The sequence below is a fragment of the Paenibacillus sp. MER 180 genome (assembly GCF_023713665.1).
In the GTDB taxonomy this organism is placed as follows: Bacteria; Bacillota; Bacilli; order Paenibacillales; family Paenibacillaceae; genus Paenibacillus_B; species Paenibacillus_B suaedae.
In genome coordinates this window covers 144,050-154,728 of record NZ_JAMAVT010000015.1, presented here as the reverse complement: position 1 = coordinate 154,728, position 10,679 = coordinate 144,050, and the positions used below count along the sequence as shown (strand labels likewise).

Here is a 10,679-nt window from a genome sequence, read left to right as displayed (position 1 = left end):
GGCTTTTCACCTAACGAGTACCGACGAGCTTCATAATAAAGATACCTCAGCTCTATTCATATGAGCTGAGGTATCTAAACTAACCATTTTTGTTTTTTAAACTGTCCACTTGACAGGGAGCACTTCAGTCCTCAACGGCTCTTTTTGTAGTCAGATTGCATACCGATTACCGCTCCATTTCTAGTTGTATTTCTAGCCTAAGTGAATGATGGTTAGAGCCGCACCAGCAGCATTGTTAATAAGCGTAGCTGTTCCTAGGAGTCCGAACAATTGGAGCGATATTGTTGTGTTCGCAGCCAATGTTAGAATGACGTCATTGTTAAAGGTGGATACCGTAAGAACAGGTGTTATCGTAGAGGCTACATTTGCTACTCCGTTGATAAGCAGTCTAGATCCCAGCAACAAGCCCGCGGTTAAGTGGAGCTGATACGAGATGTAATATCTTCCCGCAGTAGATACGGTAAAAGTATCGTTCGAGCCATTCACGCTTATTCCAGATCCAATGTTCTGGGCGCTTGGGAGCGGAACGAGTGTACCTAACAAGACGACCGCGATCGATGCTCCGGTAGTATTGGCAGCATACGAGGATGTCGCGGTAGTGCTCGTCCCTGTTGCTCCCATTGCCCCGGTGGCTCCGGTAGATCCAGTAATCCCCGTAGAACCCGTTACACCTGTCGATCCCGTTGCGCCAGTCACCCCAGTCGAACCTATTCCAGTCGATCCGGTTATACCTGTCGTTCCAGTAGCTCCCGTTACACCCGTTGCACCTGTTGAACCCGTAGTTCCCGTTCCCCCTATGGCTCCGGTAGGGCCTGTTCTTCCTGTGGCGCCGCTCTGACCTGTTGATCCGGTTGAACCAGTTGCTCCAGTAGCCCCTGTTTCCCCCTTAGGTAACACGGGCACGATGATTCCAGATGCCTTTGCAAGCCATGATGAAAATGGATGACCGTTTAGAAATCGATAATGATTGTCCATAAACAAACTCCTTTTCGAACCGCCATCAGCTTACCATCTCTCAAGAGAGTTACTCTATTAGTTCGTACATATTCCATAGTATTGAAGTCTCTCTCAATATGACTTGGCTTATATCCAAAACAATTAGATTTACACTCTCATTACTTGTAGTATGTCCTTCCCCATCACTTCAGTTAACTTACTATCAACCTTGGCATTTTCAATAGTCCGATCGATCAGCGTTCACCATAACATAAATAAGAGCCGCGAGATTCTATTTTCTCAACGACTCTTATGGTAAACAGATTTATTTCGCTTATATACACATCTAGTAGTTTTGGGCATTTATCATGGCTCTCGTCCATAAACCAAAAAATAATCGCATGTAATGAAACGTCAGCCGAACATGATTAAAAACACTAAAAAACTCCTTGCTGCGCAAGGAGTTGTCATTAGTTAATTTGGTGCGGTAGAGAGGACTCGAACCTCCACGGGCGTACGCCCACTACCCCCTCAAGATAGCGTGTCTGCCATTCCACCACTACCGCACGTATTTTGGGAAGGATGTCTATTGACATCTCAACCGAGGAATAAAACTGGTGAGCCATGAAGGACTCGAACCTTCGACACCCTGATTAAAAGTCAGGTGCTCTACCAACTGAGCTAATGGCTCATGGTGCAAGAACATTGCTGTTCGCCATGTCACTCCAACAAGGATTGAAGTGGTGACCCGTAGGGGATTCGAACCCCTGTTACCTCCGTGAAAGGGAGGTGTCTTAACCCCTTGACCAACGGGCCATATCGTTGTCGTTTCTTACTTTTTTCTCATCACCTCTCGGCGACAATTAAGAGTATATCAAACGATACGACCGTTGACAAGCCTTTTTTTAAAAAAACTTTTTCACCATATTTATGAACCGTTTTTTCCTTGTCCGACAGCTATTCTCTGCACCAATTTTGGCATGTTTAATTGCTCTTATAATATGCCCGAAGCCTCAAATTAAATACGAAAGGAACAAGGTGGCTGTACCGAAGTAAACCGTCAGCGAGAAGATATCATTCAATGTTGTAATAAGTGGCCCTGATGCTACAGCTGGGTCGGCGTTAAGCTTATACAGCAAGATAGGAATTGCTGTACCCGCCATTGTACCGATGATAACCGTCAGGAATAGAGAGCAGCCCACTACGAGCCCCAGCGCTAAGCTTCCCTGCCATATCCCCGCTACAAGGGCAACCGCGGTGCCGCACACCGTACCGATGATCAGACCTACGAACAATTCTCGCCACAGGAGCCTCGTAACTGTTCCCTTGTCTAAATGCTCTGACGCAAGTCCTCGTATTACCACAGCAAGTGACTGCGTGCCTGTGTTTCCTGTCATCCCTGCAATCATGGGCATGAAGAAGGTCAGCGCAACAACCTGCTGCAGCGTCCCCTCAAACCTACTAATAATGCTTCCCGACACAAGCCCAAGGAACAGAAGCATAATCAACCATGGCAAACGTCTGCGGGCTGCTGTGAAAGGGTTCGTTCGAAAGTCAATCGTCTTGTCCGTTGCCGACAACTTATTGATGTCCTCATGCGCTTCTTCCCGCAAGACGTCAATGACATCATCAACGGTTACGATCCCTAGAAGCTTGTCATCTGGATCAACAACAGGCATGGACAAGAAATCGTATTGTTCAAATAGTCGTGCCACTTCCTCTTGATCCGTATCGACGGTAACGGAAATGACCTTCTCATTCATAAGCGATTGGATGGTATCTGTCTCCGGAGCCAGCACCAATTCACGATATGTCAACGTACCGACCAGCCGCTTCTGTTCATTGACTACATACAGATAGTGGACGTTCTTCGTCATCTCAGCGAACGCCTTCACCTTCTCAACCGCTTCCCGCACGGTGTAACGCTCATAGAACCAGACATAACGGTTCGTCATCAATCCGCCCGCGGTCTCCGGTTCATAAGTCATCAGGCGGCGTACTGTGTCGCTCTCCTCCCGCTCCATGAGCGAAAGCAAGAACTCCTTCTCTTCCACGCTAACCGCTGCCATCATGTCAGCCAAGTCGTCATTGTCCATCCGGTTCAATACTTCTGCCGCACGATTGCGGCCAAGCATCTGGAAAGACTCCAATTGAAGATCCGGATTCAACTCACGGATCATCTCCGTAAGCTGACCTACTTCCAGCACCTCAAGCAGCCGAGAGCGCTGCGACAAATTCACATGCCGATATACGACTGCTAAATCATAAGGATGCCAATAGCGGAGCGCATACTTCACTTCATCAACAGAACCCTGCAAAATGAGTTCTGCCTCATCTATGATCTCATCAGTATCGTACGATACCGTGTCCTTATCCTTGTTCGAGTCTGCTTTCGTTGTCTTTTTCTCGTTCCATGCTTGCTTCTGTTTATCACGTTTACTTCCCATTACGCTCACCCCCCACGGATAACAATCCGTATATGGTGTACTCCGCTGCTACTTCAAGCCGATATTATGAAATCCACCATTACACTCATTAAACGCACTGAACAATTTGCGAAACAGAATGACCATCATCTGTTCACATTGAATGCCTCTATAGTGTATGAAAAAAAGCAAGGAATAACCGCGATCTCTCACAGTTACCCTTGCTTTATCCATTTCGGCGATGATGCAATATGTATAGAATAACAAAAAAATCCCTTGCGGGATCTTGTCTGTACCATTGTGGCGGAGAGAGAGGGATTCGAACCCTCGCGGCTGTTACACCCTAACGCTTTAGCAAAGCGCCCCCTTCGGCCTCTTGGGTACCTCTCCATAAATGGCTCCCCGAACAGGACTCGAACCTGTGACAACTCGATTAACAGTCGAGTGCTCTACCAACTGAGCTATCAGGGAATGACAAGTACTAATTTATCATGAATCCGATATAGTGTCAACACATTTCAAAAAATAAATGTAAAAATATCAGACAAGCAGTCAATCAGTTCGCTTCAAACCAGCGTGACAAGGCAACGATTAACGCCCCCATTCGCTCCTCATCTGGAACTAACATCCGCTTTATCCCTTCATCTATCGCCGCTGCAGCTGTAACTTTGCCCACCGCCGCAAGCAGTGTTCGCTCTTGGAAGATCTGGAGCAGCTTATCCGCCATCCCTCTTTCCTTCGCATAGGCAAATAGGAACCGAAGCTGTGGAGCAGCCGTTACAGCAACTGCATCTATCTGTCCCGACAACAGCTCTGAAGTGAACTGCTCCAGTACGGCCTCATCGGGCGGAGTATGCCGGTAAGGCATCAGCTCTATAGATTGCGCACCTGCATCAGCGAGAAATGCGTTCAGGGTTGGGGCTGGGTCTCCGTGCAATTGCAGCGCAACTAATGAGCCGCGCCATTGTTCAGCATCATAAGATGCCATAGCCCTTACCAGACCAAGCGTCGAGCCGTCATCATCTCGAATATCCGGGACGATGCCAAGCCGCTTCAATGCATTAACGGTTTTGTAGCCTCGTGCTGCATGCCGTATCTGCTTCAGCTTCACTAGCAGTGCCTCTTCTCTCCCCGCTTCACGCGCCGCCTCCAGCAGCTTCTCAAGCCCTATTCCTGTCGTCCAGACAGCCAACTGCACAGGTTTGTCTATTACCTTGTCCACTTCCGCAGCCAGATGGTCAAAATGCTCGAACATCGTCCCTTGAGTTGGCCTTACAAGCGGTATTCCTCCCTGCTTCGCAACAAGCAATGACATCTCCTCAGCTTTGCGTGGACCTGTAATTGCAATAACCTTTCCCTCACATTTCGGCATGACAAGACCTCCCTCAGCTATTGTTTAATTGGTTCACTACGAATACGAGTAAAGCTGTATGATGAACATTATCGCTGTACGTACGGCAGTTCATTATTTCTCCAACTGCTCGGTCATTAGCAGCATCTTCAACTTTCCGTGACAACGACCACATACATACTTACGAACATCCACCTTGCGTTTGCGCATATAAGCTTGTCCGCACTGTACACATACCAAGCGGTATCGATAAGGCATTTGACGGGTGCGGGCAACATCCGGCAGCGATTTGCAATATCTAGAACCTCCAACTGCTTGCAGCAGCTGTCTGAAATCTGCATCCCGATGCTTGTACCCTTTCCCTTCCAAGTGCAGATGGTAATGACAGAGCTCATGCTTAATAATACGTTCGACTTCTTCCAGACCATTCTGCTCCAGCTGCTTCGGATTGATTTCAATATCATGCGAGCGCAGCAAGTAGCGTCCTCCTGTTGACTTCAGCCGCGAATTATAACGTGCCTTATGCCGAAAAGGCTTCCCGAAATCACGGAGCGAAACCTGTTCGATCCATGCTTGCAGCTGTTCATCTGACATCTTTATCCCCCTTTCGCCTCTTCGTCTCAGTCTGCTATTTCTAATCCTGTTCGAGATAAGTTGCTTTCGGGGTATGCCTACATTGTAGCGGGAAAGGTTGTTCCCTACAACAACAAGAATGAAGCATAAATTCCTTTGAGATACAGGCAGAGATACTTGCAGAAATGCTTGCAAAGATACCTGCAGAGACGATTGCGGACCTGCACCAAATGCGGCCAACGCCCATATGATAGCGTTACAACGACGATTCTCTCGTCCCCGCCGAAGGAGGGATACTCATGCCGCAATGGTTATGCAATCAGCTAATGCGCGCCTTCAATAAGAAGGATCGCCGTCAAATTAAGCTATTAAATGAGTGTTGGTTTTTTTACCGTTCGAAGCCGCGTGCGCATACGTAAATGGCTCCGTACGCTGCGCAACATGCACAAGCAGAAAGTCAGGCCTTAGATCATCATCGCATATAGGCAAAAAACCCCCGATTGAACGAACGGCGTCTCATAACAAGGTGTGAGACCGTCCGACTTCCTCATCGGGGGACTTTCGTCATGCTGCAATATGCTACCGTCATGTTTCATATTTTACGATTGCATGTATTACATATATGGTTTTAATGCTTTCGTTCTATCGCTTTATCCCTCTTTACTTCGGAGCCTTCATGGTAAGACCGACCCGGCCCTTCTTCATATCCACTTGCAGTACCCATACCGTTACATTATCACCGACAGAGACAACATCAAGCGGATGCTTCACAAAACGGTCGCTAAGTTGAGAAATATGCACGAGGCCGTCATTCTTAATGCCGATATCAACGAATGCACCGAAGTCAATAACGTTGCGAACCGTTCCCTTCAGCTCCATACCAGGTTTCAAGTCCTCGATTTGGAGGACATCTGTACGGAAAATAGGCGGCGCCAACTCCTCGCGCGGGTCGCGACCCGGACGCAGCAAGCTGTCGATAATATCCTTCAGTGTAGGTGTACCTACCTCTAACTTATCAGCCAGCTCATTTAGATTCGCCCCGCTCAGTGCCTGTGTTAACGCAGCTGTCCCAATATCCTCCGTACGAAGTCCCATGAGCGCGAACAGCCGATCAACAACTCCATACGACTCTGGGTGAATCGGCGTCTTATCAAGAGGAAGATCTCCATCTGGAATACGGAGAAATCCTACACATTGCTCAAATGCCTTCGGCCCCAGACGCGGCACCTTCTGCAGCTGCTTACGAACCGTAAATTTCCCGTTCTCTTCCCTGTACTTCACGATGTTCTTAGCCAAGGTTGCATTGATGCCTGATACATAAGACAACAAGGACGGAGAAGCCGTGTTCAAATCTACACCAACATGGTTAACTGCCGATTCCACAACGGCGCCCAAGCTCTCCTCCAGCCGCTTAGGAGCCACATCATGCTGATACTGACCAACTCCAATAGCCTTAGGTTCAATTTTAACCAACTCCGCTAATGGATCCTGCATCCGACGAGCAATCGATACTGCACTGCGCTCTGCAACATCCAGAGAAGGAAACTCCTCTTGGGCTATCTTAGAAGCCGAATAGACACTAGCGCCAGCCTCATTGACGATTACATATTGGATGCCAGCTCCACCGCCTGGACGGGACTTCAACCAATCTGCAACAAATTGCTCGGTCTCGCGAGAAGCGGTTCCGTTGCCGATTACGACCAACTCAACCCCATACTTGTCTGCGAGTCTGCTGAACGTCTGCTCAGCCTCTGCCACCTTATGGTGAGGGGCTGTTGGATACGTTACTGCTACTTCCAGCAGCTTGCCTGTATCATCGACCACGCACAGCTTGCAGCCTGTCCGGAAAGCGGGGTCGACACCTAATACGGTCTTCCCCTTTACTGGCGGCTGTAATAGAAGACTTCGCAAGTTCTGTGCAAATACTTGGATTGCTTGCTCCTCAGCCTTGTCAGTTAGCTCATTGCGTACATCCCGCTCAATTGACGGTGCAATTAATCGCTTGTAGGCATCTTCAATCGTCGCCTTCAGCAAGGAAGTGACGACAGAGTCGCGTTGGATCACTTTCCGCTCCATATAAGCATGTACCTGTTCTACAGGCACATCTAACGCAACTTTCAGAATGTCTTCACGCTCACCGCGGTTAATCGCCAATATCCGGTGAGAAGGCAGCCTGCGAACCGGTTCCGTGTACGCATAGTACATCTCATATACCGATTCCTGCTCTTTGTCCTTCGCTTCGGTACGAATTATGCCCTGATCAAATGTAAACTTACGAACCCAGGCTCGTATAGCAGGCTCGTCGCCCACCATCTCCGCTATAATATCAAGCGCACCCTGCACCGCATCCTCAGCGGTTGCAACGCCCGCTTCTTCATTCACGTATGAAGCGGCTTCCGCTAACGCGCTGCCTTGCTTCGGGAACGTCAGGATCCAGTTCGCCAGCGGCTCAAGCCCCCGTTCCTTCGCCACGCTTGCCCGCGTCTTCCGCTTCTGGCGATAAGGACGGTACAAATCCTCTACCTCTTGCAGCTTCGAAGCTTCTACAACTGCTTGCTGCAGATCCGCTGTCAGCTTGCCCTGCTCCGCAATCAGACGAAGCACCTCACGCTTGCGATCCTCCAGCCCGCGTACATAAGCAAGCCGCTCTTCGAGTGCGCGCAACTGGTTCTCATCCAGCTCTCCAGTCATTTCCTTACGATATCGCGCAATAAATGGAATCGTATTGCCCTCATCCAATAAGCTGATAGTTGCATCTACCTGCTTCGGATTCAGTGACAATTCGCTTATAAGCTGCTTGCGCAGTCGTTTTGGCTGTTCCGCAGCCATCTGTTCTAGCAAGGGTTCCAATGCTGTCATATAGATAACGGATTCTTGTCCTGCCATTCGTTACATCCTCTCTGCAACCCGAACCCTCATCGAAGAATTCGAGATATTAGGTGTCGCCGGCACTTGTCCGACATTTACGGTTTTCTTAGATTGATGCCTGATCATTCTGCTCTCTCTATTTTCGCAAAATCGAGCCTTATTTTCCAGCGCAAAGGTCACAAATCGTTATGATCCGATTCACAGAGGGATATAGCTGTATCCCTGTTTCTGCTCATAGCAAAAAAGAACGAGGCTATCCCCGTTCTTCTTATTCTCAATATCGTATCTAGAAGTCAATCAAGCCCACACTAATTTGTAAGCCTTCATCAACCTTGCGCATCGTTTCCTCATCCAAGTGCGTTATCTTATCCGTCAAACGCTGCTTATCGATCGTACGAATCTGTTCCAGCAATATGACCGAATCACGATCAAAGCCGTGGGTTTCCGCATCGATTTCGACATGGGTCGGCAATTTCGCCTTCTGGATCTGGGCTGTAATCGCCGCAACGATCACCGTTGGACTGAATCGGTTGCCAATATCGTTCTGTATGACGAGGACAGGTCGAACCCCTCCCTGTTCCGAACCAACGACGGGCGATAAATCCGCAAAAAATACGTCGCCGCGCTTCACAATCAATGTTTACACCCCACTAACCAAACGGCCGAGAGTGCCATCCGCATCTTCTTCCGCATAAAAAGCCTCCGATGCCATTGTGAGATTGATTTTCGCCATTTCCATATAGCCACGCTGCATCGATTCACGAATGTGCCGTTTCTTGCGCTCGTTCAAATATAATTTCATCGCTTGTCGGATAAATTCACTCCGATTGGATTTCTCCATAGCGACGATGCCGTCCACTTCTTGTAATAATTGGTCGGGCAAGCTGATCATGATCCGTTTGGTGTTCTGAATATTTGCCACCTGTCCTCGCACCCCCAAAACCTTTCCTGCCTAGTTACCATTATGTCGATTCCGTAGAAAATTTATACAAAAGAATATATATGCCCAATGCAGACGAAGTATGTTGCATCATCAACAAGTTCGTCTCAACAACATCCCCACTGAGCCTCTCCATTTCATTCGCTCTTGGGACACCAAAATCCTTCAAGTTCCGCAAAAAGTTTCGCGGTAAATGGTTCCAAATGCCGAATTATTGGGTACGCGGCACTGCAACCTGCATTATTTATCCAAGTAGGAGCGGATTCGACACCTTTACGACTTGCCCGTTGTCGATGTATACGCGCGGTACACGGTTCGAGATCATGCATGTGACCTCATAATGTATCGTGCCTAACCATTCTGCTACCTCGGCTGCCGTTATGCATTCCTCGCCTTGACGGCCAATGAGCACAACTTCCTCACCTGCTCCAATAGTGCTGGCAGCCTCGCCTAATGGCAGCAAAGACAGCATGCACTGATCCATACAAATAGTCCCTACTACCGGTACACGTTGCCCTCGAATGAGCATCGAGGCTTTACGCTGCAGCAAGCGTGAATAGCCGTCTGCGTAGCCTACCGGCATCGTAGCTATCCATTCACCATCTCCTGTACGATAATTGACCCCATAGCTAACGCCTTCATTTGCAGGAAGCGGCTTGCTGTGGCTAACCGCACTCTTTAAGCTAAGAACTGGCTCCAGTGCAATGCTCTGCTGATTGACTTCCGCGGATGGATATAGTCCATACAGACTGATACCAACACGCACCATTTGATCGCTCCAACTCGGCATGTCGATCGTGGCCGCACTGTTGCTGGTATGGACGATCGGGATCGTAATCCCGTGTTCCTTCAGGACATCAACAACCGTTAGGAAACGATCACGCTGCACTTGCGCATACGACTTATCCGCCTCATCAGCTGTCGCGAAGTGAGTGAACAGCCCCTCTACCTCGACTCCTTGAATCGATCTTAACCGGTTAATCGTACGCACCGCATCCTCTGGACTGCGAATCCCAAGGCGTCCCATACCCGAATCAATCTTGACATGAACCTTCAATATGCGACCGGCGTGATTGGCAGACCATTGAGAAGCCTGCTGCTCTAACGCCTGCACACATTCTTCTGAAAATATATTCAATGTTATATCATATCGAAATGCCGCTTCTATTGCTTCTGGCGGCGTATATCCAAGTATCAATATTGGCGTATGGATGCCTGCCTTGCGAAGCTGGATCGCTTCCTCCAAGAACGCTACATTCAAATAATCAACACCAAATTGTTCTGCGGCGCGAGACACTTCTATCGCACCATGTCCATATGCATTCGCCTTTACACATACACTTAGCTTCGTCGAAGCTGACATTGAGCTGCGAAATGCTTGCAAGTTCCGGCGCAATGCATCTAAAGAAATCTCTGCGCGCGTCGGGCGAAAATACGTATCCAAGTCAACCACCTTCACCGTCTCCTCGTCTCTCCCGTTCAATCGTCAATATCCTATGTTACTTGCCGTCAGGAAGACTGTCAACCAACGGAGACCGTGTTTACCACCCTTTTCTAAGGAAATAACCACATAGCTAGACAGAAT

General features: G+C 48.6%; 9 protein-coding genes and 5 tRNA genes. 1 reads left to right on the top strand and 13 read right to left on the bottom strand.

The window, feature by feature from the left end; translation table 11 throughout:
- Positions 1-192: 192 nt before the first annotated feature.
- From M3661_RS22465 to M3661_RS22425, 9 genes are all read right to left on the bottom strand, one after another.
- On the bottom strand, positions 193-975 hold the full coding sequence (locus M3661_RS22465; RefSeq protein ID WP_251488730.1) for a BclA C-terminal domain-containing protein: 783 nt from the start codon (positions 973-975) through the stop codon (positions 193-195).
- A 441-nt stretch (positions 976-1,416) separates the two neighbouring features.
- A tRNA-Leu gene (locus M3661_RS22460) sits at positions 1,417-1,502 on the bottom strand.
- A 49-nt stretch (positions 1,503-1,551) separates the two neighbouring features.
- Positions 1,552-1,627: transfer RNA gene (locus tag M3661_RS22455), tRNA-Lys, on the bottom strand.
- Positions 1,628-1,677: 50 nt separating this feature from the next.
- Positions 1,678-1,752: transfer RNA gene (locus tag M3661_RS22450), tRNA-Glu, on the bottom strand.
- Positions 1,753-1,949: 197 nt separating this feature from the next.
- The gene (gene mgtE / locus M3661_RS22445; RefSeq protein WP_251488728.1) at positions 1,950-3,383 is read right to left on the bottom strand and encodes a magnesium transporter; all 1,434 of its coding nucleotides are present in this window, start codon (positions 3,381-3,383) and stop codon (positions 1,950-1,952) included.
- 280 nt (positions 3,384-3,663) lie between these two features.
- Positions 3,664-3,752, bottom strand: a tRNA-Ser gene (locus M3661_RS22440).
- 5 nt (positions 3,753-3,757) lie between these two features.
- Positions 3,758-3,833 (bottom strand) — tRNA-Asn (locus tag M3661_RS22435).
- An 85-nt stretch (positions 3,834-3,918) separates the two neighbouring features.
- Positions 3,919-4,734 (bottom strand): uroporphyrinogen-III synthase, encoded by an 816-nt coding sequence (locus M3661_RS22430; RefSeq protein ID WP_251488726.1) that lies wholly within the window; start codon positions 4,732-4,734, stop codon positions 3,919-3,921.
- A gap of 93 nt (positions 4,735-4,827) precedes the next feature.
- Positions 4,828-5,307, bottom strand: coding sequence for a SprT family protein (locus M3661_RS22425; RefSeq protein ID WP_251488724.1), 480 nt, complete (start codon positions 5,305-5,307; stop codon positions 4,828-4,830).
- A gap of 278 nt (positions 5,308-5,585) precedes the next feature.
- On the opposite strand from M3661_RS22425, the gene cmpA reads away from it, so the two are divergent.
- Positions 5,586-5,705: a cortex morphogenetic protein CmpA gene (gene cmpA / locus M3661_RS22420; RefSeq protein WP_021254410.1), complete on the top strand. Its 120-nt coding sequence runs from the start codon at positions 5,586-5,588 to the stop codon at positions 5,703-5,705.
- 241 nt (positions 5,706-5,946) lie between these two features.
- Here the strand turns inward: cmpA and M3661_RS22415 are convergent, their stop codons facing one another.
- The 4 genes from M3661_RS22415 to alr form a co-directional block, all read right to left on the bottom strand.
- A complete protein-coding gene (locus tag M3661_RS22415; protein WP_251488751.1) occupies positions 5,947-8,115 on the bottom strand; it encodes a Tex family protein in 2,169 nt (722 codons plus the stop codon).
- Between the two features lie 325 nt (positions 8,116-8,440).
- Positions 8,441-8,791: a type II toxin-antitoxin system PemK/MazF family toxin gene (locus M3661_RS22410; RefSeq protein ID WP_019422581.1), complete on the bottom strand. Its 351-nt coding sequence runs from the start codon at positions 8,789-8,791 to the stop codon at positions 8,441-8,443.
- A gap of 3 nt (positions 8,792-8,794) precedes the next feature.
- Entirely contained in the window at positions 8,795-9,076 is a 282-nt protein-coding gene (locus M3661_RS22405; RefSeq protein ID WP_019422582.1) for a CopG family ribbon-helix-helix protein, read from the bottom strand.
- A gap of 262 nt (positions 9,077-9,338) precedes the next feature.
- Positions 9,339-10,577, bottom strand: a complete 1,239-nt coding sequence (gene alr, locus M3661_RS22400) for an alanine racemase (RefSeq protein WP_311279612.1) — start codon at positions 10,575-10,577, stop codon at positions 9,339-9,341.
- Positions 10,578-10,679: the final 102 nt, after the last annotated feature.